The following is a 23,422-nucleotide window of genomic DNA, read 5'->3' as shown; positions in this document are numbered from 1 at the left end:
CACAGTCAAAAAGATTCAATTGTTGGAATCCAAGATGCGCCCGGACTGATGATTTGCTGCAACAGTGTGTCTGATCGCGGGACAGGCGAGGGCGTTTGGCGGGGGCGAAGGTCAGTAGAACGACGGAGGAGGCGCAACAGACCATTCACCAAGACGCCACCGCCCGCCGGCTCTCCCCATTTCCGCCGTGTTCCGGTTGCGATATCGTCACGCTCTGGTGCGGAGGTGGGCCGCACAGCGACGGCAAGGGACTTCGACGCCTCGGAGTGGGCGCAGGTCCGGCAGAATGGTACTTGGGGCAGATGGGGATTAGACGGCCAGATTCGATGATCCGGACGGCGCGCGGCGCCGTTGCGGTGGCGACGTGCCTCGTCCTCGCCAATTGTGCCTCCTCGAACAAGTTCGCCAGCCGGGTCGACCCCAAATACGGGGTGTCGTCGAGCCCGCGCGTGGTGGCGCTGGGTGATCCCGTGCCGAAAGGCGGCGGCACCTATCGCATCGGCAAGCCGTACGTTGTTGCCGGCCGCACCTATGTGCCGGAGGAAAACGAGAACTACCGCGCCGAGGGCATGGCGTCCTGGTACGGCGACGATTTCCATGGCCGCCTGACCGCCAATGGCGAGGTGTTCGACATGGGCTCGCTCACCGCCGCCCATCCGACCTTGCCGATGCCGAGCTACGCCCGCGTCACCAATCTGAGCAATGGCCGATCGCTCGTCGTTCGGGTCAATGACCGCGGCCCGTACCACGGCAATCGCCTCATAGACGTCTCGAACAAAGCCGCAGAACTGCTTGAATTCAAAGGCAATGGCGTGGCGCGCGTCCGCGTCGAATATGTCGGCCGGGCGCCGCTCGAGGGGTCCGACGACCGCCAGCTGATGGCGACCTTGCGCACCGGTACTCCAGCGCCGTCCCCGTCGATGGTCCGCGTCGCCTCCGCACGGCCGTTCGTGCCGGAGATGTCGTCCTCCTCGGGCCGGGTCCGTGGCGACGTTCCGTTGCCTGAGGGGCGGCCCTACAGCCTCGGCAACACCCAGGCCGACTACGCCTCGGTGAGCGCCACCTCGGAAATGTCGGCCTCGAGCCGGTCACACCGCCGCGCCCTGAACAATCCGCGCGAAGTCTCCTATGAGGGCGACGCGCGCTACGCCGCAAGCCCGAGCCCGGCGGCCGCCTATGTCCCGATCGACGCGCGCGGACCGGCCGAAGTCCTGAGCGGGCGCGGGCTCTACTGAGCCATGCGTTTACAGATCAGGCTGTTGGCCTGATCACTTCAGAAACGCGATCAGCGCCGCGTTGACCTCGTCGGGACGCTCCTGCTGGATCCAGTGGCCGGCGCCCTCGATGATCAGCTTCTGCTTGAGGTTCGGCAGCACGCGCTCCATGTCCGCGACCCGCTTGGCGCCGATCAGCCCGGTGATCACCGAATCATTCGAGCCGGCGATGAACAGCGACGGCTGATGGATCTGCGCGTCCTGCCAGGGCGCGGTCAGCTCCCAGTTGCGGTCGAGATTGCGGTACCAGTTGAGGCCGCCGCGGAAGCCGGATTGCTGATAGCCTTCGGCGAATTCGGCAATGTCGGCCTCGGTCAGCCAGGCCGGCAATGGCATTCCGGCCGGCAGCTTGCCGAGGAAACCCTTGGCCTCGTCGACGAACATCGAGCTTGGATCGGAGACGCCACGCCCGAGCACCAGGCGCATGGTGTGGGCGATGTCGCGCTCGAACTCGGCCTCGGCCACGCCGGGCGGCTGGAAGTACTGCCAATAGAAATTGGTGATGCCGCTGTCGCGCAGGGTCTCGAGCGGGCGACCGCGGCCGCGGAACGGCGGCGGCACGCTGAGGCCGGCGACTTTCGTGAAGATGTCGGGACGGAACAGGGCCGCGTGCCAGGCCACCGGCGCGCCCCAGTCATGGCCGACGATCATCGCGCGGGTCTCGCCGAGCGCGGCAACCAGCGCCACCATGTCTCCGACCGTATCGAAGATCGTGTAGGCGCCGACCTCGGCCGGCGCGCCGGTGCGGCCGAAGCCGCGCATGTCAGGCGCGACGACCCGAAAGCCTGCCGCGGCCAGCGCCGCGATCTGGTGCCGCCATGAATAGGACAGTTCCGGCCAGCCATGGCAGAGCACGACCAGCGGGCCTTGCCCGGCCTCGCGCACGAACATGTCGATGCCGTTGGCGGAGATGGTGCGGGAGGATGACATTCGCGTTTCCGCCTTGTTTGCCGGTTCTGCTGACGTTAGCTGGTTCCAAGGATAGGGACGTTCAACGCAACCGGCAATCCGGCCGGCCGTGCACAAGCGCAGAAACCTCAGTTGTTTGCGATACTTCCAGCTGTTAGAACGCAGTCTCTCAGGACATCGCCGATGGCAGCCCAGACCGCAGTTCCCCGCACGTTGTCAGCTCGCGCCGGGCGTTGCTGGCGCGGCCTGGTCGCGGCCGCGGTCGCGCTGGCGATCGGTTTCGGCGGAATGGTCTATGCCGCCAACAACAGCGTCCAGGGCGCCAAGAAGGAAGAGGGCGGGTTCGACGGCGATGCGCCGACCGCGATCCTGGTCGAGGCCAGTAGCGGCAGCGTGCTGTTCGAGAAGAATGCCGACGAGCTCCGCGCGCCCTCCAGCATGATGAAGCTGATGACGGCCGAGGTGGTGTTCGACGCCATCAAGAAGGGCGACGTCAAGCTCACGGACGAGTACCGGATCAGCGAGAACGCCTGGCGGCGGGGCGGGGCGCCGTCCGGCACCTCGACGATGTTCGCGGCGATCAACAGCAAGGTCTCGGTCGACGATCTCCTGCATGGCGCGATCATCCCGAGCGGCAACGATGCCTGCATCGCGCTCGCCGAAGGCATTGCCGGCAACGAGCATAGCTTTGCGACCGACGTCATGACCAAGCGCGCCCGCGAGCTCGGCATGACCAAGTCGACCTTCGGCAATTCCAACGGGCTGCCCGACCCGGCCAACAAGATGACGGTGCGGGAGCTCGCAACGCTGGCGCGCCACATCATCCTGACCTACCCGGACCGGTACAAGCTGTTCGGCGAGAAGGAATTCACCTGGAACAAGATCCGCCAGCAGAACCGCAATCCGCTGCTGAACGCGTTGCCCGGTGCCGACGGCTTGAAGACCGGCTACACCAAGGAAGGCGGCTACGGCATGGTCGGCTCGGCGGTGCAGAACGACACGCGGCTGATCGTCGTGGTCAATGGCCTCGAGGATTCCGAGGACCGCGCGACCGAAGCCAAGAAGATGCTGGAATGGGGGTTCCGCAGCTTCGAGACCCGGACCCTGATCGCGGCCAACCAGCCGGTCGGCTACGCACGGGTGTTCGGCGGCGAGAGCCGCTCGGTCAAGCTCGTCAGCCCCGATCCGATCAAGGTGATGGTGTCGAAGAACGGCAACGACAAGCTGCTCGCGCGCATCATCTATAGCGGCCCGGTCAAGGCGCCGATCACCGCCGGCCAGAAGATCGGGGTGGTGCGGGTGTGGCGCGGCGCCAATGTCGCGATGGAGGCTCCGGTCTTCGCAGCGGACGCGGTCGGCACCGGATCGACGATGCGTCGCGCGCTCGATGGCGCCCAGGAGCTGGTCATCGGCATGTTCCGCGCAGGGGTCGAGAAGCTCTGACATGGCGGAAGCAGCAGTCCAATGGCCGAGCTTGCGCGGTCGCTTCATCACCTTTGAGGGCGGCGAGGGGTCGGGCAAATCGACCCAGATCCGCAAGCTCGCCGAACGGCTCGATGCCGCCAAGCTGCGCGCGATCGTGACCCGCGAGCCGGGCGGCTCACCGGGGGCGGAGATCATCCGTCACCTCGTGCTGTCGGGGATGGGCAAGCTGCTCGGGCCGGAGGCCGAGACGCTGCTGTTTGCCGCTGCGCGCGACGACCATGTCCGCACCGTGATTCTGCCGGCGCTCAATCAGGGCATCTGGGTGCTGTGCGATCGCTTCTTCGATTCCACGCGTGCCTATCAGGGCCAGCTCGGGCAGGTGTCGCCCGAACTCGTCAACGCCATGCAGCGCGTGACCATCGGCGATCTCAAGCCCGATCTGACCTTCATCCTCGATGTGCCGGTCGAGGTCGGACTGCAACGCGCCGCCGCGCGCCGCGGCACCGCTACGGCCGATCGCTTCGAAGCCGAAGGCATCAAGTTCCATCAGGATTTGCGTGACGCGTACCGCCGGATCGCGGCCGAAGATCCGGAGCGCTGCGTGCTGATCGACGCTACGGCCGATCCGGACACGGTCACGGCCAGGATATGGACCGCGCTGCGCGAACATCTGCGCGCAACGCTTGCGGCGGACAGCATCGCATGAGCGCGCGCAAGGTCGAACAGGAGAGCGCCGCCCGCCATCCGCGCGAAACGCCGGATTTATTCGGGCATCGCGAGGCGGAGACCGCCTTGCTCGATGCCTATCGCAGCGGACGAATTCCGCACGCCTGGCTGATCGGCGGGGCGCAGGGCATCGGCAAGGCGACGCTAGCCTACCGCATGGCGCGGTTCGTGCTGGCGTTTCGCAATCCGAAATCGTCCCAGGTGCAGCAGGCGCCGACGCTGCTGGTCGATCCGGCCGACCCCTTGGCGCGGCAGGTCGCGGCAGGCGCTCATGGCGGGCTGCTGGTGCTGGAGCGCGGCCTCAACGATCGCGGCGTGATGCGGACCGTCATCACGGTCGACGAGACGCGCGAGACCATCTCGTTCTTCGGCTCGACCGCTGCGGTCGACGGCTGGCGCGTCTGCATCGTCGACACCGTCGACGAGCTCAATCCCAACGCCGCGAACGCGCTGCTGAAGATTCTCGAGGAGCCGCCCCAGCAATCGCTGTTCCTCCTGGTCAGCCACGCACCGTCACGGGTGCTGCCGACCATTCTGTCCCGCTGCCGCAAGTTGCTGCTGCGGCCGCTGGAGACGGACGATGTGGTGCGCGCGGCCGCGGCTGCAACCGATATCGAAGCCGACGATCCCGCGCTGGCGGAAGCCGCCGCAGCATCCGAAGGCAGCGTCGGGCGGGCGCTGTCGCTGCTCGGCGGCGATGCGCTGAAACTGCAGCAACGCACGGCCGCGCTGCTCGCGACGCTTCCGAGTGTCGATCCGCGTGAGCTGCATGCGCTGGGCGAAGCGCTCGGCACCAGCGACCGCGTCGCGCTCGCCGCCTTCATCGACGGCATCGATCGCTGGATGAGCGAGCGCATGCGCACGGGCGATGCCAATGCCAATCTGCCGCGCCTTGCACGGCTGGCGGAGGTATGGGAAAAGATCGTCCGCGCCGCGCGCGATACCGAAGCCTACAATCTGGAGCGCAAGCCGCTGGTTTTCTCGGTGTTTTCGATGCTCGCGGATGCGACCCGATAGACACCGCGTCTTAAACGCATCTGCTGAAAACACATCCGTCTGACAACACTCCCGACAATCTCGTTTCGATCTGCAAAGGATTCCGTGGTGGCGACCGCTAAGAAGAAATCGTCGAAAAAAGCCAAGAAGACGAAGAAGGCATCGCCCGCTCGCGCGACCAGCAAAGCAACGGCGAAGGCGCGCGCAGCCAAGAAGGCCGGGCGCGTCGCCAAGAAAGCGAAGAAGGCCGCCAAGTCCAAATCCAAGACCGGAGCCAAGGGCGCCAGGAAATCGGCGGCAAAGAAGGTCGTCAAAAAGGCCGTCAAGAAGGCTGCGAAGCAGACGGCCAAGAGCACGGCCAAGAAGGCTGCTGCGAAGGCCACCAAGGCTGCGCCGAAGAAAGCAGCCGCAGCCGCCGCCGCACCGGCGGCAAAGAAGCCCGCTCCGCCGATGGCTCCCGTTACCGAGAAGGCGCAGAGACCGGCAAAGGTTCGCGCGCCGAAGCAGCCCAAACCCGCGGCGGTGGCTCCTGCGGCCGCTTCCGTTCCGGTGCCCGCCGCGGACCGCGGCAACGTCTTCTACATCACGACCGCGATCGCCTATCCGAACGGGCAGCCGCATATCGGCCACGCCTATGAGGCGATCGCGACCGACGCATTGGCGCGCTTCCAGCGGCTCGACGGCAAGGACGTATTCTTCCTGACCGGCACCGACGAGCACGGACAGAAGATGATCCAGACCGCGGCCGGCGAGGGCATGACGCCGTTCGATCTCGCGACCCGCAACGCCGCGCGGTTCAAAGAGATGGACGAGCGGCTCAACGTCTCGTTCGACCGCTTCATCCGCACCTCGGAGCCTGCTCACCACAAGTCGGTGCAAGAGATCTGGCGCCGCATGCAGGACAATGGCGACATCTATATCGACACCTATGCCGGCTGGTACTCGGTGCGCGACGAGGCCTATTACGCCGAGGAAGAGACCGTCGTCGGCGAGGACAATGTCCGCCGCGGCCCGCAGGGCACGCCGGTCGAATGGGTCGAGGAGAAGAGCTATTTCTTCAAGCTGTCGGCCTACCAGGACAAGCTGCTGCACCTTTATGAGAGTCAGCCCGATTTCATCGGCCCGGATTCGCGCCGCAACGAGGTGATGAGTTTCGTGCGCGGCGGGCTCAAGGACCTCTCGATCTCGCGCACCACGTTCGACTGGGGCGTCAAGGTCCCGGACGATCCCGAGCACGTGATGTATGTCTGGGTCGACGCGCTGACCAACTACATCACCGGCGTCGGCTATCCCGATGAGAACGACAAGCATTGGCGCTACTGGCCGGCCGACGTGCACATCATCGGCAAGGACATCATCCGCTTCCACGCCGTGTACTGGCCGGCCTTCCTGATGTCGGCAGGCATTCCCGTGCAGAAGCGGGTCTATGCACACGGCTTCCTGTTCAACAGGGGCGAGAAGATGTCGAAGTCGGTCGGCAACGTGGTCGACCCCTTCAATCTCGCCGAGCAGTACGGCGTCGACCAGATGCGCTACTTCTTTCTGCGCGAAGTGCCGTTCGGCCAGGACGGCAACTACAACCACGAGGCCATCGTCGCGCGTATCAACGCCGACCTCGCCAATGATTTCGGCAATCTGGCGCAGCGCTCGCTGTCGATGATCGCCAAACAACTCGGCGGCGTGCTGCCGGAGCCCGGCGAATTCAGCGACAACGACAAGGCGATTCTGGCGCAGGCCGACGCCATGCTGGAGACGTCGCGGACCGCGATGGCGACGCAGCAGATCCATCAATGGCTCAACACGGTCTGGGCCGTGGTCGCCGAGGCCAACCGCTATTTTGCCGGCGAGGCGCCGTGGGCGCTGGCGAAGACTGATCCCGCGCGCCAGAAGACGGTGCTGTATGTCACCGCCGAAGTCGTGCGCCAGATCGCGATCATGGCGCAGGCCGTGATGCCGGAGTCCTGCGGCAAGATGCTCGACAGCCTCGGTATCGCTGCTGACGCGCGCAGCTTTGCCGCGGTCGCCGAACGGATCAAGCCGGGTACGGTTTTGCCGGCGCCTGTCGGCGTCTTCCCGCGCTATGTGGAACCGAAGACCGAGTGAGCGGTTCGAAATTCATGCTGGTCGACAGTCATTGCCATCTCGATTTCCCTGATTTCGCCGACGATCTCGACGGGATCGTCGGGCGCGCCGAGGCGGCCGGCATTGGCCGTATGGTCACGATCTCGACCCGGGTGAGAGGGCTCGGCGGTCTGCTCGCGATCACGGAGCGCTTTCCCGACGTCTACTGCTCGGTCGGCACCCATCCGCATCATGCCGATGAAGAGGACGGCATCCCGGCCAGCGAACTGATCGAGCTGACGAAGCATCCGAAGGTCGTGGCGCTCGGCGAGGCGGGGCTCGACTATTTCTACGAGCACGGGTCGCGCGAGGCGCAGGAGCGCGGCTTTCGCGCGCACATCGCCGCGGCGCGCGAGACCGGCCTGCCGCTCGTCATCCATACCAGGGAGGCCGATGAGGATTGCGGCCGCATCCTGGAGGACGAGGTCGCGAAGGGCCCGTTCAAGGCGGTTCTGCATTGCTACACCGGCGGGCGCGAACTCGCGACGAAGGCGATCGCGCTTGGGCTGTCGATCTCGTTCACGGGCATCCTGACCTTCAAGAAGTCCGACGCGCTGCGGGCCCTGGCAGCCGAGCTGCCGGCCGACCGCATCATGGTCGAGACCGACGCGCCATATCTTGCGCCCGGCAAATTCCGCGGCAAGCGCAACGAGCCTTCCTATGTCGTCGAGGTCGCCAGGGTGCTCGCGGAAACCCGCGGCGTCTCCCTGGAGGAGATCTCGCGGCAGACCACCGAAAACTTTTTCCGGCTGTTCTCCAAGGTGCCGGCGCCGAAGGTTGCTGCATGACGCTGACACTGACCATTCTGGGCTGCGGCTCGTCCGCCGGCGTGCCGCGCCCGGCACTCGGCTGGGGCGCCTGCGACCCCAGCAATCCCAAGAACCGCCGCCGCCGCTGCTCGATCATGGCCGAGCGCACCATGGAGCACGGCACCACGCGGGTCGTGATCGACACTTCGCCCGATCTGCGCGAGCAGCTGATCGACAGCAATGTCGAGCACATCGACGCGGTGTTCCTGACGCATGAGCATGCCGACCAGACCCACGGCATCGACGATTTGCGCTCGGTCGTGCTGCATCAGCGCCGCCGCATCCCGGTCTACTTCAACCAGTCGACCGCCAAGGACATGATGGCGCGGTTCTCCTATTGCTTCATCTCGCCGGAAGGGAGCGACTATCCGCCGATCCTGACGCGGCATTCGATCGAGGCCGGCGAGAGCCATACGGTCCAGGGGAAGGGCGGTCCGCTGAAGCTCGCGGCCTTCCTGGTGCATCATGGCAAGATCCCGGCGCTCGGCTACCGCATCGGCGGCGCCGCCTACACGCCCGATCTGCACGACATCCCCCAGGAAAGCTGGCCGGCGCTCGAAGGTCTCGATCTCTGGATCGTCGACGGCTTGCGCTATGCGCAGCATCCCAGCCATTTCAGCGTTGCGGACGCGCTGTCGTGGATCGAGCGCTTCAAGCCGAAGCGCGCGGTCATCACCAACATGCATTCCGACCTCGACTACGAGGTGCTGCGGCAGAGTTTGCCGGCCGACGTCATCCCGGCCCATGACGGCATGCGGCTGACGCTCGACCGGGCAGGCTGAAGACTCAGGCCGAGATCGCCTTGGCGGATCCGACCTGGTTGCGCAGCAGGAATTTCTGGATCTTGCCGGTCGAGGTCTTCGGGATCACGCCGAACACCACGGATTTCGGCGTCTTGAACCCCGACATGTGCTCGCGGCAATAGGCGATGATCTCGGCCTCGGTCGCCTTGGCGCCGTCCTTCAGCTCGATGAAGGCACAGGGCACTTCACCCCATTTCGGGTCGGGCTTGGCCACGACTGCCGCAAACAGCACGGCCGGGTGCTTGTAGAGGATGTCCTCGACCTCGACGGAGGAGACGTTCTCGCCGCCGGAGATGATGATGTCCTTGGAGCGGTCCTTGATGATGACGTAGCCGTGCTCGTCGAGCACGCCGAGATCGCCGGTGTGAAACCAGCCGCCGGCAAAGGCTTCCTGCGTCGCCGTCGCGTTCTTCAGGTAACCCTTCATCACGATGTTGCCGCGGAACATGACCTCGCCGATGGTCTCGCCGTCGCGCGGCACCTCGCGCATGGTCTCGGGATCGAGCACCGTGACGCCTTCCTGCAGCGGATAGGACACGCCCTGGCGCCGCTTCAGCTGCGCGCGCGCATCAGCCGACAGCTCGTCCCAGCCCGGCTGCTCGGCGCAGACGGAGGCGGGGCCATAGACCTCGGTCAGCCCGTAGACGTGGGTCAGCTTGATGCCGATGCGCTCGCCACCCTCGAGCACCGCAACCGGCGGCGCCGCGCCGGCGATCAGGCCGACGACGGGCTTTGCCTTGCCACCCTTTGGCGCATCGGGCGCGTTGATCAGCGTGTTGTAGACGATCGGCGCGCCGCACATGTGGGTGACGCCGTGCCTCGGGATCAGTTCGAAGATCTTGGCCGGGTCGACCTTGCGCAGGCAGACATTGACGCCGGCGGCCGCCGCGATCGTCCAGGGGAAGCACCAGCCGTTGCAATGAAACATCGGCAGCGTCCAGAGATAGACCGGATGCTGGCCGAGATTGCCGGCGAGGATGTTGCTGACCGCGTTGAGATAGGCGCCGCGGTGATGCGTCACGACGCCCTTGGGATTGCCCGTCGTGCCCGACGTATAGCTCAGCGCGATCGCGTCCCATTCGTCGGCCGGCGGCCGTTCCACGAAGCCGGGATCGCCCGCCGCGACGGCTGCCTCATACTCGATCTCGCCGATCCGCTTGCCGCCGCCAAAGGCCGCGTCATCGACGTCGATCACGAACGGCTTTGCGCCCTTCATCAGGGTCAGGGCCTCCGCGATCACGCCGGAGAATTCGGGATCGACCAGAATGATCTTTGCGCCGCCATGCTCGAGCTGGAACGCGATCGATGCCGCGTCGAGGCGGATGTTGAGCGCGTTGAGCACCGCGCCGGTCATCGGCACCGCGAAGTGCAATTCGTTCATCGCCGGGATGTTCGGCAGCATCGCCGCGACCGTGTCGCCATGGCCGATGCCACGGCCCGCGAGATAGGACGCAAAGCGCCTGCAGCGCTCGTAGGTCTCTTTCCAGGTGAAGCTGCGGCCCTCATAGACCGCGCTGAGATGGTCGGGATAGACGGCGGCCGACCGCGCCAGGAAGCTCAGCGGCGAGAGCGGCACGTAGTTGGCCGGCGTCTTGTCCAACCCGATCGAGTACTGGTTCTGAGCTGCACTCATGGCTCTATCCCATCCGCAAGGTGCTTTACAGGAAACCGATCGATATCCAGGGGAAGATGGCGACGATGATCAGGCCGATCAACAGCGCCAGCATGTAACCCCAGATCGGCCGGATACCCTCGGCCGGATCGACGCGCCCGATGGCGCAGGCGGCATAATAGCCGACCCCGAACGGCGGCGCGAACAGCCCGATGCCCATCGCCAGGATGATGATCATGGCGTAGTGCACCTCGTGGACGCCGACCTGGTGCGCAATCGGAAACAGCAGCGGCCCGAACAGCACGATCGCCGGGATGCCCTCGAGCACGCTGCCGAGGATCACGAAGGCCAGGATCGAGACCGCAATGAAGGTCGCTGAACCGCCCGGCAGCCCGGTCATCGCCGCCGCCAGCGCCCGCGAGAAGCCGGACTGGGTCAGGCCCCAGGCCATGCCGGTCGCGGTACCGATGATGAACAGGATCGCCCCCGACAGGCATGCCGTGTCGATCAGCATCGGCAACAGACGTCGCCAGTTGAACTGGCGGTAGATCAAGAGGCCGATGACGAAGGCGTAGACGATGCCGATGGTCGACACTTCGGTGGCGGTGGCGATGCCTTCGACCACGGCGTAGCGGATCACGAAGGGCAGGGCCAATGCGGGCAGGGCGAACACCAACGCCTTGCCGATCTCGCTGCCGGTGGCGCGCTGGACGTGGCTGCGGTCTTCGCCGCGGTAGCGCCACCACACCAGCCCCGACAGCGTGATCGCCAGCACCACGCCGGGCAGCAGGCCGCCGGTGAACAGCGCCGAGATCGAGACGCCGGTCACCGAGCCGATCGTGATCAGCACGAGGCTCGGCGGAATGGTTTCGGTCTGCGCGCCGGTGGCGGCGAGCAGGGCGACCAGATCGCCCGGCTTGGCGCCGCGCTGCTTCATCTCCGGGAACAGCACGGGCGCGACCGCGGCCATGTCGGCGGCCTTCGATCCGGAGATGCCGGAGACCAGATACATGGCGCCGACCAGCACGTAATGCAGGCCGCCGCGGACATGGCCGAGCAGGCTCGCCAGGAACGCCACCATGGCCCGCGCCATGCCGGTCATCTCGATCAGGAGACCGAGGAAGACGAACAGCGGCACCGACAGCAGGATCAGATGGCTCATGCCCTCGTCCATCCGGCCGACCAGTACCATCAGCGGCGTTCGGGTCGTCAGCGCCAGATAGCCGAAGATCGCCATGCCGAAGGCAAAGCCGATCGGCACGCCGGCGAACACGCAGAAGCCGACCACGCCGACGAAGAAGATGATCAGGTTGAGATTGCCGAGCGGCCGCAGCATCGGCTGTGCCAGCCAGAACAGCCCGATCAGCGCAGCTACGGTCAGCGCGGCCAGCAGGAAGGTCCTGAAATCGCCGACCCGCGCCAGCCGCAGCAGCGCGAACAGCGCCATCAGGCAGGTGCCGACCGGCAGCGCCGCCGCGCGCCAGGTGTTGGATATCTGCAGCGCCGGCGTGGTGATGAAGCTTTCCTCGTAGGCATATTCATAGGCCGGCCGCACGATCAGGATCAGGAACGCCAGCGCGGCGCAGGTCGCGATCACATCGAGATAGGCCCAGAGCCGCGGTCCCGCGCTTGCGACCAGCGCCGTCATCCGCATGTGCTCGCCGCGGCGGAACGCAACTGCCGAGCCGAGCATCGCGAGCCACAGGAACAGGATCGACGCCAGTTCGTCGGACCAGATCAGCGGCGCATGGAGCACGTAGCGCGACACCACGCCGGCGAACAGAATCACGACCTCGGCGACGACAAGGATCGCCGCCGGGATTTCCACCAGCATTCCGAGCGCCGCGTCGATGGAACCGAGAACGGAGCGGCGGCGAGGGGGCTGCGACGCCGCCTCGCCGGCCACGGCCGGCGTCATCTCGACATGAGCCATGGCAAGCCTCCTGCTTTGATCGATCAGGACAGTTTGCCGACGGACTTCTCGAGCAGATCCCAGGCCTTCTCGCCGTACTTGCCCTTCCACTCGGCGTAGAAGCCGGCGGCGCGGAGCTTGTCGCGGAACGGCCCGACCTCGGGCTGGTTGAAGACGAGCCCCTTGCCCGTGAGCTCCTGCTTCACGGTGGCGTTCAGCTTCTCGGTGTCCTCACGCTCCTTGACGGCCGCCGCGTTGACGTTCTTGGCGACGATGGTCTTGATATCGTCCGGCAGCGCCGCCCAGGCCCGGCGGTTCATCAGGAACCAGAAGCCGTCCCACATGTGGTTGGTCATCGAGCAGTATTTCTGCACCTCGTAGAGCTTCGCCGCCGAGATCAGCGCCAGCGGGTTTTCCTGGCCTTCGACGATCTTGGTCTGCAGCGCCGAATAGACCTCGCTGAAATTGATCGAGGCGGGCGATGCATCGAACGCCTTGAACATCGAGGTCCACAGCGGCGACACCGGCACGCGGATCTTGAAGCCCTTGAGGTCGTCGGGACCGGTGATCGGCTTGGTCGACGATGTGGTCTGCCGGAAGCCGTTGTCCCAGATCTTCTCCATGACCTCGAGGCCGGCCTTGTTGATCTCGCCGCGCACATAGGCGCCGAGCTCGCCGTCCATGGCCTTCCAGACCGTGGGATAGTCCGGGAATGCGAAGCCGATGCCGTTGATCGAGGCGGCCGGCACCAGGGTTGCCAGGATCAGGCCGGACAGCGTGAAGAACTCGACGCCGCCGGAGCGCACCTGGCTCAGCATGTCGGTATCGGAACCGAGCTGGCTGTTCGGGAACACCTGCAGGTCAAACCGGCCGTTGGTCTCGGTCTTAATCGCCGCGGCCATCTCCCGGGCGCGCGCCACGAACGGATGCGACTCCGGCAGGTTGTTGGCGAACTTGTAAGAGAATTCGGCCGACTGGGCGCGCGCGACATAGGGCGCGCCGATCCCGCCGAGGGCGGCGGAAGCGGCGGAAACCTTCAGCAGCGTGCGTCGTGAAAAGCTCATTGGTTGCTCCCTCAAGAGGCTTGTTGTTGTTCTGAGATGCCATCCTATACGGACCTGATGCCGCGGGGTCACCAGCGATCTCTGCACAGCTGGGGCTTATTGCAGCGTCCGTACGCGGCGGCAATATCGGCTTTCAGACGAGATGCGCGCGCGTGCATCGCTGCGGCACCAGCACCGGCTAGGCGACCGTTCAGGACACATCAGCACACACGCCAACTTGCGGACCAGTGCGAAGATTTCCCACTAAATATCTGATCTAATTGTAGATATAAATATTCCATAATATACCTTATGCGAATTATGGATATGGGCGTGGCTACGATCACCGGCAGCTATCCCATAGCTCCGCTCACCTTCGCCGTGACGCCGAGAATCAGGAACCTTGGCTCCGTCTGACAGATCGACGGCCCAGTCCTACCTTCCAGCGGTTGAGCGATGAGCCGGCACGCCTGCCTCGCAGCTACGCATCGCCAGCGTCAGCTCAGCCCCAGGAAGTAGGTATTGCCACCCCTGCTCCGATTGCCCTGATACCGGTACCTCGTTTCGGCCCGTTGTCGCTTCAGTCGTCGAGGGTCCACATCCGGAGGATATCGGCCGTGGATGCCACCTCGATCTGGATGCTGAAGCGTTCGGCATAGAGCTGCAGCAGCGCGTCATGGCTTTGATCGGAAGAGCTGCACAAGGCGTCCTCGGCCACGATCACCCGGTAGCCGATATCGATCGCGGCCAGCACGGTGGCGAGCACGCACACGTCGGTCTCGCCGCCCGACACGATCACCGTATCGATCCCATGCGCATCCAGATGAGCTTGCAGGCGCCCGTTGCCGAACGCGTTGTAGATCGGCCGGTCGACGATGGCGGCCGGCGGCACACAGGCGGCGAGCGCCGGCACGAGCTCGATCAACTCCGGATCGAGCCGCTCGCGGGTCACGCATTCCCATTTCTCATAATAAGCCCGCCAAATCCCTCGCGCGTCGTGCTTCGAGCGCGGCGGAATGAAGCGGGTGAACACGGTACGTTCAGGCGCATGCCGTGCCAGCTCGATGATGCGCGGCAGCACGCGGTCCATCCAGGGCGTCGCCCAGGGCGCTCCGGGCTCGAACAGCCGCTGCATATCGATGCAAAGGTGCGCCGCGCGCGGACCTGGCGGGCTCAGAAGCTGTCCCATCGCTCACTCCTGCGCGCGCCGACCGGATGCCGTCACACGCAAGCTCAGCCGCCCAGGCCGCGAAAGGCCCCGCCGAAGCGGGGCCCGGAACGCGGTCCCGTTCACCATTTCTGGCGGCCGTACCAGTCGTTCACTTCCTTGGCGGCTTGATCCTTGGCATAGCCGTAGCGCTGCTGCAGACGGCCCTCGAGCTGGTCCTGCTTGCCGTCGATCACATCGAGATCGTCATCGGTGAGCTTGCCCCACTGCTCCTTGACCTTGCCCTTGACCTGCTTCCAGTTGCCTTCGACACGATTCCAATCCATTGCGGTTCTCCCTTGAACGATGAGACCGACCAACGGGCCGGCCGAGGCTTCGTTCCGAAGGCACGTTGCGGCAAGACTTCGCAATCCAGACTTCGCAATCCGACCAAGCTCCATCGTGACCCGCTCGAATGTGCGACGGCCGACGAGGCGCTTTGCCACGCATCGATCAAGGATAGGAACTTGCTTTCCGCACTCGTGTTGGCACTCCGGACTATTCACCCAACACACGGAGCGACCAATGCCGGACAAGGATCTCAGCGCCCTCTTCCTCGATACCCTCAAGGACATTTATTACGCGGAAAAGCAGATACTGAAGGCGTTGCCGCGGATGGCCAAGGCCGCCGAGTCCGACGATCTGCGTGCGGCGTTCGAGAAGCATCATGACGAGACCGAAGGACAGATCGAGCGGCTCGAGCAGATCTTCGACCTGATGGGCAAGCCGGCGCGCGGCAAGAAGTGCGACGCCATCGAGGGGATCATCGACGAGGGTAAGGAGATCATGGAGGAGTATGCCGACACGCCGGCGCTCGACGCGGGCCTGCTCTCGGCAGCCCAGGCGGTCGAACATTACGAGATCGCCCGCTACGGCACCTTGAAGGCTTGGGCCAACCGGCTCAGCATGAAGGATGCGGTCAAGCTCATCGACCAGACCCTGGCCGAGGAAAAGAAGACGGATGAAGCGCTCACCAAGCTTGCCGTCAGCGGCATCAACGCCGAAGCCGCCTGACCAGACGCGCGATGAAGCGACGTCCGCTTTGTACACATGCTCGCATTTGCTGGTAGATTGGACGCCGATTCAGCAATCTGGGAGCCCGATGGCCCGACGCACCGGCAGCGCCGATCTTCCGCTCCATGGCGGCCGCGTGCCGCCATGGCTGGCGGCGCGCATGGCGACGCTGGGTGGCATCATCACGCAGGCCGTCGTCCACCATTACGGCCGCGATGCCTTTTTGCAGCGACTGTCGCATCCGTTCTGGTTCCAGTCGTTCGGCGCCGTGATGGGCATGGACTGGCACTCGTCCGGCATCACCACCAGCGTCATCGGTGCGCTGAAGCGAGGTCTGGCGCCGCTGCAGGGCGAGCTCGGAATCCACGTCTGCGGCGGGCGCGGCAAGCACTCGCGCCGCACGCCCGATGAACTGTCCGCCCTCGGCGACCGCGTCGGATTCGACGGTGCCGCCCTAACCCGCGCGAGCCGGCTGGTGGCCAAGGTCGACAGCGCCGCGGTGCAGGACGGATTCGAGCTCTACCTGCATGGTTTCTTCGTCACCGACGACGGCAAATGGACCGTCGTCCAGCAAGGCATGAACGGCGACAAGCGGCAGGCCCGCCGCTATCACTGGCACTCCGAAGGCCTGCGTAGCTTCGTCGACGAGCCGCACAGCGCGATCGACGGCCCGACGCAGGGCGAGATCGTCAATCTCACCGATCACCGCGCCGAAGGCTCGCGCCAGGCGCAGCTCGATCTGCTCGCTGCGCTGGGGCCGGACGGCATCACGCGCGAATATGCCGAGCTGACGGAGAGCGCGACCGCGCAACCGGATCTCCTCCACCTGATCATGCCCGCGCATCACGACGTGCGCTCGAGCGACGTGTTCGTGCGCCGCCTGCACGGCACCCTGGCCGCGGCTGCCGATCGCGGGCCGCTGGATTTTCCCGAGCTGCTGCTGACGCCCGGCGTCGGCGCCCGCACGGTGCAGTCGCTCGCGATGGTCGCCGAGGTCGTTCACGGGACGCCCTATCGCTTCCGCGACCCGGCGCGCTTCTCGCTCGCCCATGGCGGCAAGGACCGTCATCCCTTCCCGGTGCCGATCAAGGTCTATGACGAGACCATCCGCGTGCTGAAGTCGGCCGTGCAGCAGGCAAAGCTCGGCCGCGATGAGGAGATGCAGGCGCTGAAGCGGCTCGACGATCAGGCCCGCAGATTGGAACGAACCGCCACCGGCCCCTCCTTCGAGGCGTTTGTCGCGAACGAGCGGGCCCGTTCTCCTTCGCTCGACGGCCGCTCGGTGTTCGGTTGGGAAGCCGACCTTGCCGAGCGCGACGGGATCACCAAGCCTTAAAGCGAAGGCTTGATCCACCGCTTGGACCATCGCATGGCGCTCGTATTGATTGGCACCTCCGGCTGGCACTATTCGTCCTGGCGCGGTCCGTTCTTTCCCAAGGGCTTGCCGCTCAAGCGGCAACTCGACTACTACGCGACGCAGTTTCCGACGACTGAGCTGAACGGCGTCTTCTACCGCACGCCGACCGAACAGGCGGTGACAGGCTGGCGCGATGCGACCGATGCGGATTTCGTCTTCGCCTGGAAGGCGTCGAAATTCATCACGCACTGGAAGCGCCTCTCCGCGAACTCGGTCAACAGTCTCCAATTGCTGGAAGAGCGTCTGTCGTTGCTGCGCAACAAGGCCGGCCCGGTCCTGTTTCAGCTGCCGCCGAACTTCACGATCGATGCCGATCGGCTAGCCTCGTTCCTGAAGCTGTTGAAGCGGCGGCGGCGCTATGCGTTCGAATTCCGCCACCCCAGCTGGTACGAGCCGCATATCCTGAAGCTGCTGGCGGATCGCAATATCGCGCTCTGCATTTCCGATCACCACGACGCGCCGGCGCCGTGGAAACGGACCGCGGATTTCGTCTACGTCCGCGGCCACGGCCCGGGCGGCCGATATCGCGGGCACTACAAGCCGGCCGAGCTTTCCGACTGGGCCAAACGCATCCGCGGCTGGAAGCGGCAGGGATGCGACATCTATGTCTATTTCGACAACGACCAGAAGAGCGCAGCGCCGGCGGATGCCAAACGGCTTTGCGCGCTACTCGGCGCCACCGTTCCTCGGCGGCGTTCGCAATAGGAACGAACGGTTCCAGCCTGCATTGGCTGCCAAAGAGACGAGCCGACGCGATGCCATCCGATCGTTGAAAGCCATTGCGCTGAACTACACGCTGAAGCGGGGCAAGGATCCCTCCCCGACCCACTACAAGGACCTCAAAAAGCCCTACGACAAGACTGTGCAGACCACCACCATGCTTGCGGCCAACGCGGCACATCCTGCACGCCTGCTGAAGTCGGCGACCTATCCCGGCGTAGCCTAGGCACGGAGCGGGACATGCCGCTTCATCCGACCTGGACCAACATTGCCATCCGCCTCGCCTTGTTAGGAACGCCGTTCCGGGCGGCATCGTTAGGCCGTTGACGCAACCAGCCAAATGGAGAGGCTATCATGAAGGTTTGCGACGCGATGACACCTGACGTCCAGCTGTGCACCCCCGACGATACGCTCCGCGATGCTGCAGAAGCGATGGCAGCGCTTGGCGTCGGCCTGCTGCCGGTTACCGATAGCGAGCGCCTGGTCGGCATGATCACGGACCGCGAGATCGCGCTTCGCGGCATCGGAATGGGGCGCGGCCCCGACTCGCGGGTCGGCGACGCCATGACGGCCGAGGTGAAGTATTGTTTCGAGGATCAGGAGCTCGACGACATCGCGCAGAACATGGGTGCGATCCAGGTTCGGCGCCTGCCGGTGCTGAGCCGGGACAAGCGCCTGGTCGGAATCATCGCCCTCGGGGATATCGCCCTGATCCAGGCCAGCGATGGTACGGGCATGGCGCTCAGCCAGACCTCACGCCCGACCACCCAACACGCGCAACTCTAGACTTACACGGCTCCGCTTCGCGGCCCTGGCTCGCAAAGGCCCGGCTCGCGAAGCGGAGCGTCAGGTGCGCCAATGGCCGACTATGTACCGTGGATCGTGATTGCCGCCGGGGTCATCGCCCTGATCGTCACGGCGCTGCTCTGGCGCGCCCATTACGTCAGCTCCGATTGACCGAACGGGGAGCTCGCGCCGTCAGGCCGCCATCTTGCGGCAGGATTCCGCGCACGCACGGCACATCGCCACGCATTCGTCCATGCCGGCGACGCGCTCGCAATCCTCGGCGCATTCACCACAGATCTCCGCGCATTCCCGGCAGGTGTGCTTGTGGTGCGGGGTGTTGATCAGCATGAAATGGGCCGCCGTCCGGCACATTTCCGCACAAGCCATCATCAATCGGAAATGCGCCGGCTCGACATGCTTGCCGCCGGTGACGAGACAATGGTTCATGGCCGTGCCGAGGCAGGTCCTATAGCAGGACAGACAGGTCTCGACGCATCGGTTCATTTCCTCAGAGAATGCCATGTCGATACCTCACGCCTGCGCCAGCAGCTGGCGCAGGTAGCAAAGTCCATCAAGGGTCAGCTTCGACTCGCGGACTTCGCCCTGCGCGATCTCGGCTTCGAGGAAGGTCTCGAGTTCGGGAAGCGCGCGGTCGAACCTGTCCGCGATGCCCATCAGCTCGCAGGTTTGCTTGATCCGCTCGATCGGTTTTTCCAGCACGTTGATCTCAACCATTTTGGCATAAGCGCGGGTCATGCCGTTGGTTCCTATGCTCATTGCCGGGTGCGCTGCTGCGGGGTCTGCGCCGGCTAAGACGCCCTGCCGACCGTGTCGGCCATGGTTGCGCCACGCGCTCCGAGCGGCTTGCGGCGGCCCTCGGTCGAATCGAGCATGGTCTGATGCTCGATCTCCGAATTCAGCTCTGCCCCGCACAGCACGATGATGGCGGACATCCACATCCACGTCATCAGACCGATGGCCGCCCCCAGCGAGCCATAGGTCGCGTTGTAATCGCCGAAGTTCGCCAGATACCAGGAGAGCAGCACCGAACCGGCCAGCCACAGCACGGCCGCTGCGACGGCGCCGACGCTGAGCCACTGCCAGCGCGGCCTGGTTCGGCTCGGACCATAGCGGTACAGCACCGCGAGCGCGGTGAGGAGCAGGAGCACCAGGATCGGCCACCGTCCGAACCGGATGACGAGCTCGGCGGTCGTGCCCAGTCCGACCTGCTGTAGCAGAAGCGGGACGACGACCACCGCTCCGACCATCAGCATGATGGAAATCAGCCCGGCGATCGTGAACGAGAGGGACATCAGATTCAGTTTGACGAAGCTGCGCTTTTCCTTCTCGTCATAGACGACGTTGAGCGCATCGAAGATCGCCTTCATGCCGGCATTGGCGCTCCAGATCGCGATCAGCAGGCCGGCGGCAAAGGTCAGGCCGAGCGTCGAGGTCCCCTTCGCGAGCACGCGCGCGATCTGGTCCTGGACGATCGCAAACGAGCCTTCCGGCAGCATCAGCGCCAGGCTCTGCAGGTTCGATGAGATCGTGGACGGATCGGCGAACAGGCCGTAGCTCGAGACCAGCGCGGTGATCGCCGGGAAGATCGCGAGCAGGCCATAGAACACGACGCCGGCCGCGGTTGCCAGCAGACGGTCCTCGTCGATCTGCTGATAGGTGCGCAGCAGAATGTCCTTCCAGCCGGCAGTCGGAATCTCGAGCGGCGTGTCGGCGAGCCGTCCACGATCTTGCGTTTCGGCCAGCGCGGGTTCGACGCCCTGCTCCCGAGCGGACGGCCGCTCCGATCGGGACAGCTGGCGAGCGATCGCCAACGTCGCCAGAGCCGTTGCACCGGCGAGCATCAGGTCGTTCGGCCAATTGCGCAGCGTACCCATCGCTAGTCCTGGATCGCATCGCGCTGACGCCGGGCGCGCGATGCAGCAAACCAGCCGACAAGCATGATTGCAGCTCCGGCGGCCAGTGCGCGGGTGGTGGGATCTACGCTCGCCCCTGCTCCCGTCCGCGTGGTGGCGATCAGCCGCGCGGCGACGGGCACTGCGATCGCGCGCTTGAGCATGTCGGCCTGTCGGCCCGGGCGCGGCACGGCCGGCGCAGGACGCGCGAGCAGCACGCGGCCCATGACGAGCCCCAGGATCCCGAGGAGGACAAAGGCGCCGCCGATCGCGGCATATGCGATCCAGATGCCGTAATGCATTTCAAGGGCGTGGAAAGCCGCGCCAACCCCGATCCCGGTCGCGATCAGAAGCGAGACCGCACCCGCCAGCATGAAGCTGCACGCAAATGCGTAGCCGGTCACGAGGCGCGTCATCCATTGTCGCAAGTCCGCAAGGTAGGAGCGGAAGATCAGGCTCAGCGAAGACGACGTGTTGACGCGCATGACGAGGTCCATTGCAAGTCGGCATCCGACAACCCGGCGGGAAGATCGACGTTCCTCCCCGGCAACGCGCAACAGTTTGCGCCATGCGGGACAGCGCGAACCGAGCGCTAACTGACCGGAGGGAGATTTGCGCGTGGCGGCATGGAGCTCGGGAATGGCTTCGCGACCATGAGCGTCCCGCGCTCGTCGGTTTCGAGCGCGATCTTCTGGGCAAGCATCACGTCGCCCGCCGCCAGCGCGCCGACGGGCCGGAAGCACCAGCCCAGCACGATACGATCGCCGCCGTCCATCTCATAGACGTTGGTCGAGGTGCCGTAGCAAATCCGGTATCGCTTGCCGGAGTCCGAGCCGATGACGTCGAAGCGCTTATACTTTTCGAACTGCGCCCGCTGCTCGGGTGACAGCCACGCGGACAGCAGCGCAAGTCCGCGCGCCTCAATTCGCTCATAGGCCTGCCAGCGATCCCAGATCGCGGCCAGCGTCGCACCCAGCGTGCCGGCGGCGCGCCGGAGCACGGACCGCAGGGACATCTCGCGCAGACGGGCGAGCATTGGCGTCAGCCGCCGACCAGCCTCGGATAGAACAGGGTTTCCTCGGCGGTCGGATCGAGCGCGCGGACCAACTTCGCCTCTCCGGTCGCTTGCCGGATTGCGGCGGTGTAGCCGTCCGACGTGAGCTGGGTGAAGCGAGCATTCGCCCAGGCCAGCTGCTCACTGTTGTCGGGGTCGAACTGCTGTCTCGTGTCGCCGGAGTGGTCCATCACCAAGATCGTTGCCATCATCGTCTCCCTTGAAGGACATTCACAACTGCATCAGACAATCGGCACGGCCGTCGTCGGCCTGCCGCCCATCCACTCCGGCAGCGCGGCGCCGTCGCGGTGACGGCCACCCGCGCCGGCCGCGGCCCACGCGGCGACCGCACCGAACAGCAACGCCGCCGCAACCGAGAAAGCCAAGATCACTGCGCTGCGTCGCGACCGCTGGATGGCGGTCCTGGCATCGCCCATCACGCTGTCGACGCGTTTCTCCGCCTCCGCAGCAGGCAGACCGGTCGCGGCCGCCACCTGCTGGATCAGATAGCTGCGATCGTCGGAGCTGACGCCACTGCGGCTGGAGCTCGTCAGCAGGATGCGACCGGCCTCTGCCCGCTCATAGCCGATATCGAGATTGGCCGGACGCCGCACTGACCGGTACAGGCGGTCGAGCTCGGCGCTCAGCAGCGGCTCCGCGGCCGTCGCAGATGGCCGGTTCTGAACCACCGGACGCGCGGTTGACAGGCCAACCAGCGCGACGATCGTAGCACCGAGGATGACGGCGAGCGCCCAGGCGGTCAGGCCGTGAAGCCCGTCGCGGCTGTCGATCTCGTCGGATGGCGTCGCGCCGATCACGCGCTGGGCCCGGCCGGCGATGTAGCCGCCGACGCCGAAGCTCACCAATGCCTGCAGGATCAGATACAGCCCCGACAGCAACGCGAGCGCGGCTGATGCGTCGCGCCATGACGGCGAGCTTGAACTGACACCCAACCCGACCGCCGCGCCGAAGCCGATCAGGATCACCGACAGCGCCGCCGCAGCCAGCGCGCCGGCGATGACCGGACTCCATTGCAGCCGAAGCCCGGTCCTGTTGGCGGCGGACACGGCAAGCCCTCGCTCGTTATCCATTACGCGCCTACCGCAGCCCGAAGAACGACAATATCGCCAAAATGACCACGATCAGTCCGACCAGATAAATCAACTGGTTCATGAAAACCTCCTCCGTCCTTCCCGTCCTGACAATCTGGTGGAGAAGCCAAGGTTCCTACGCGGACGGACCGGCGCGATGCGGCAGGCCAATAAAAAGGGCCCCGCCGAAGCGAGGCCCTCATTGGTCGTCGCGATCTGCTGATCGCGACGTGCGACCAACACCGTTAGTCGTCGTCCCAGTCATGACCACGGATCACGAAGCCGCGGTCGCGGTAGTAGTCGCGATGATGGTTGTACCAGCCGTGGTGCCAGCCCCGGTCATGCCGGTATACGTCGACGCGCGGACCACCATAATATCGATCGCTGTAGTAGCCGTGGTCCCCGCCGACATAGATGCCCACACCCTGCGCGCTCGCAACGGTCGGTGCCGCTATCGAGAGTGCCGCAACCGCGGCAAGAGCGTAAGTAAGCTTCGTCATGGCATCCTCCTTTCTAGTCTTACTGAGTCAGAAAGCCGCGATCTGGAGGGTTGAGAATCGCATATTAAGGGAGATTCAACGTGGTCGAGG

Annotated in this window: 26 protein-coding genes; 12 read left to right on the top strand and 14 right to left on the bottom strand. The window is 65.3% G+C overall.

Features of this window, described 5'->3' with window-relative positions:
* Positions 1-302: 302 nt before the first annotated feature.
* Complete coding sequence (locus Q2M23_RS39550) at positions 303-1,235, top strand: septal ring lytic transglycosylase RlpA family protein (RefSeq protein WP_080666931.1); 933 nt, start codon at positions 303-305, stop codon at positions 1,233-1,235.
* A 33-nt stretch (positions 1,236-1,268) separates the two neighbouring features.
* Here Q2M23_RS39550 and Q2M23_RS39545 read toward each other — a convergent pair whose 3' ends face one another.
* Positions 1,269-2,204 carry an alpha/beta fold hydrolase gene (locus Q2M23_RS39545; RefSeq protein WP_168856387.1) on the bottom strand — a complete coding sequence of 312 codons (936 nt, stop codon included), beginning with the start codon at positions 2,202-2,204 and terminating at the stop codon, positions 1,269-1,271.
* A 267-nt stretch (positions 2,205-2,471) separates the two neighbouring features.
* On the opposite strand from Q2M23_RS39545, the gene Q2M23_RS39540 reads away from it, so the two are divergent.
* The 6 genes from Q2M23_RS39540 to Q2M23_RS39515 all read left to right on the top strand — a co-directional run bounded on the left by Q2M23_RS39540 (position 2,472) and on the right by Q2M23_RS39515 (position 9,042).
* Complete coding sequence (locus Q2M23_RS39540; RefSeq protein ID WP_410469826.1) at positions 2,472-3,626, top strand: D-alanyl-D-alanine carboxypeptidase family protein; 1,155 nt, start codon at positions 2,472-2,474, stop codon at positions 3,624-3,626.
* Position 3,627: 1 nt separating this feature from the next.
* A complete protein-coding gene (gene tmk, locus Q2M23_RS39535) occupies positions 3,628-4,314 on the top strand; it encodes a dTMP kinase (protein ID WP_316398955.1) in 687 nt (228 codons plus the stop codon).
* Positions 4,311-5,351 (top strand): DNA polymerase III subunit delta', encoded by a 1,041-nt coding sequence (locus tag Q2M23_RS39530; RefSeq protein ID WP_316398954.1) that lies wholly within the window; start codon positions 4,311-4,313, stop codon positions 5,349-5,351. Before tmk ends, Q2M23_RS39530 begins: the two co-directional genes overlap by 4 nt.
* An 87-nt stretch (positions 5,352-5,438) precedes the next feature.
* The gene (metG, locus tag Q2M23_RS39525) at positions 5,439-7,433 is read left to right on the top strand and encodes a methionine--tRNA ligase (protein ID WP_316398953.1); all 1,995 of its coding nucleotides are present in this window, start codon (positions 5,439-5,441) and stop codon (positions 7,431-7,433) included.
* Positions 7,434-7,447: 14 nt separating this feature from the next.
* Entirely contained in the window at positions 7,448-8,239 is a 792-nt protein-coding gene (locus Q2M23_RS39520; protein WP_316398961.1) for a TatD family hydrolase, read from the top strand.
* Positions 8,236-9,042 (top strand): MBL fold metallo-hydrolase, encoded by an 807-nt coding sequence (locus tag Q2M23_RS39515; protein WP_057018661.1) that lies wholly within the window; start codon positions 8,236-8,238, stop codon positions 9,040-9,042. Before Q2M23_RS39520 ends, Q2M23_RS39515 begins: the two co-directional genes overlap by 4 nt.
* Positions 9,043-9,046: 4 nt before the next feature.
* Here Q2M23_RS39515 and Q2M23_RS39510 read toward each other — a convergent pair whose 3' ends face one another.
* The 5 genes from Q2M23_RS39510 to Q2M23_RS39490 all read right to left on the bottom strand — a co-directional run bounded on the left by Q2M23_RS39510 (position 9,047) and on the right by Q2M23_RS39490 (position 15,124).
* Positions 9,047-10,696, bottom strand: a complete 1,650-nt coding sequence (locus tag Q2M23_RS39510; protein WP_310884697.1) for an acyl-CoA synthetase — start codon at positions 10,694-10,696, stop codon at positions 9,047-9,049.
* Between the two features lie 25 nt (positions 10,697-10,721).
* On the bottom strand, positions 10,722-12,608 hold the full coding sequence (locus tag Q2M23_RS39505; protein WP_076828829.1) for a TRAP transporter large permease subunit: 1,887 nt from the start codon (positions 12,606-12,608) through the stop codon (positions 10,722-10,724).
* Between the two features lie 23 nt (positions 12,609-12,631).
* A complete protein-coding gene (locus Q2M23_RS39500) occupies positions 12,632-13,651 on the bottom strand; it encodes a TRAP transporter substrate-binding protein (protein WP_316398952.1) in 1,020 nt (339 codons plus the stop codon).
* A 559-nt stretch (positions 13,652-14,210) separates the two neighbouring features.
* Complete coding sequence (locus Q2M23_RS39495; RefSeq protein WP_316398951.1) at positions 14,211-14,819, bottom strand: cysteine hydrolase; 609 nt, start codon at positions 14,817-14,819, stop codon at positions 14,211-14,213.
* Between the two features lie 101 nt (positions 14,820-14,920).
* Complete coding sequence (locus tag Q2M23_RS39490) at positions 14,921-15,124, bottom strand: CsbD family protein (RefSeq protein ID WP_028331989.1); 204 nt, start codon at positions 15,122-15,124, stop codon at positions 14,921-14,923.
* A 238-nt stretch (positions 15,125-15,362) separates the two neighbouring features.
* Here Q2M23_RS39490 and Q2M23_RS39485 point away from each other — a divergent pair, with 238 nt between their 5' ends.
* The 5 genes from Q2M23_RS39485 (at position 15,363) to Q2M23_RS39465 (ending at position 18,774) form a co-directional block, all read left to right on the top strand.
* Positions 15,363-15,851, top strand: a complete 489-nt coding sequence (locus Q2M23_RS39485) for a ferritin-like domain-containing protein (RefSeq protein ID WP_028344048.1) — start codon at positions 15,363-15,365, stop codon at positions 15,849-15,851.
* 88 nt (positions 15,852-15,939) lie between these two features.
* Complete coding sequence (locus Q2M23_RS39480) at positions 15,940-17,187, top strand: DUF763 domain-containing protein (protein ID WP_168856393.1); 1,248 nt, start codon at positions 15,940-15,942, stop codon at positions 17,185-17,187.
* Positions 17,188-17,220: 33 nt separating this feature from the next.
* A complete protein-coding gene (locus Q2M23_RS39475; protein WP_316398950.1) occupies positions 17,221-17,973 on the top strand; it encodes a DUF72 domain-containing protein in 753 nt (250 codons plus the stop codon).
* A gap of 64 nt (positions 17,974-18,037) precedes the next feature.
* Entirely contained in the window at positions 18,038-18,214 is a 177-nt protein-coding gene (locus Q2M23_RS39470; RefSeq protein ID WP_158074202.1) for a hypothetical protein, read from the top strand.
* Between the two features lie 128 nt (positions 18,215-18,342).
* Positions 18,343-18,774, top strand: coding sequence for a CBS domain-containing protein (locus Q2M23_RS39465; protein WP_316398949.1), 432 nt, complete (start codon positions 18,343-18,345; stop codon positions 18,772-18,774).
* A gap of 192 nt (positions 18,775-18,966) precedes the next feature.
* Here the strand turns inward: Q2M23_RS39465 and Q2M23_RS39460 are convergent, their stop codons facing one another.
* The 8 genes from Q2M23_RS39460 to Q2M23_RS39425 form a co-directional block, all read right to left on the bottom strand.
* Complete coding sequence (locus Q2M23_RS39460; RefSeq protein WP_316398948.1) at positions 18,967-19,296, bottom strand: four-helix bundle copper-binding protein; 330 nt, start codon at positions 19,294-19,296, stop codon at positions 18,967-18,969.
* 9 nt (positions 19,297-19,305) lie between these two features.
* Positions 19,306-19,530, bottom strand: coding sequence for a hypothetical protein (locus Q2M23_RS39455; RefSeq protein WP_028331984.1), 225 nt, complete (start codon positions 19,528-19,530; stop codon positions 19,306-19,308).
* Between the two features lie 53 nt (positions 19,531-19,583).
* Complete coding sequence (locus tag Q2M23_RS39450) at positions 19,584-20,669, bottom strand: YihY/virulence factor BrkB family protein (RefSeq protein WP_168856395.1); 1,086 nt, start codon at positions 20,667-20,669, stop codon at positions 19,584-19,586.
* 2 nt (positions 20,670-20,671) lie between these two features.
* Entirely contained in the window at positions 20,672-21,184 is a 513-nt protein-coding gene (locus Q2M23_RS39445; protein ID WP_168856396.1) for a hypothetical protein, read from the bottom strand.
* 95 nt (positions 21,185-21,279) lie between these two features.
* Complete coding sequence (locus Q2M23_RS39440) at positions 21,280-21,723, bottom strand: hypothetical protein (protein WP_233475468.1); 444 nt, start codon at positions 21,721-21,723, stop codon at positions 21,280-21,282.
* 5 nt (positions 21,724-21,728) lie between these two features.
* Positions 21,729-21,950 (bottom strand): hypothetical protein, encoded by a 222-nt coding sequence (locus Q2M23_RS39435; protein WP_050385371.1) that lies wholly within the window; start codon positions 21,948-21,950, stop codon positions 21,729-21,731.
* A 33-nt stretch (positions 21,951-21,983) separates the two neighbouring features.
* Positions 21,984-22,832 (bottom strand): hypothetical protein, encoded by an 849-nt coding sequence (locus Q2M23_RS39430; protein WP_168856398.1) that lies wholly within the window; start codon positions 22,830-22,832, stop codon positions 21,984-21,986.
* Between the two features lie 245 nt (positions 22,833-23,077).
* On the bottom strand, positions 23,078-23,332 hold the full coding sequence (locus Q2M23_RS39425; protein WP_168856399.1) for a hypothetical protein: 255 nt from the start codon (positions 23,330-23,332) through the stop codon (positions 23,078-23,080).
* Between the last annotated feature and the right edge of the window lie 90 nt (positions 23,333-23,422).

Source organism: Bradyrhizobium sp. 33ap4, assembly GCF_032654765.1.
GTDB classification, from domain to species: Bacteria; Pseudomonadota; Alphaproteobacteria; order Rhizobiales; family Xanthobacteraceae; genus Bradyrhizobium; species Bradyrhizobium australafricanum.
The sequence above is the reverse complement of the archived record's forward strand: the minus strand, read 5'-3'. Positions and strand labels throughout refer to the sequence as shown.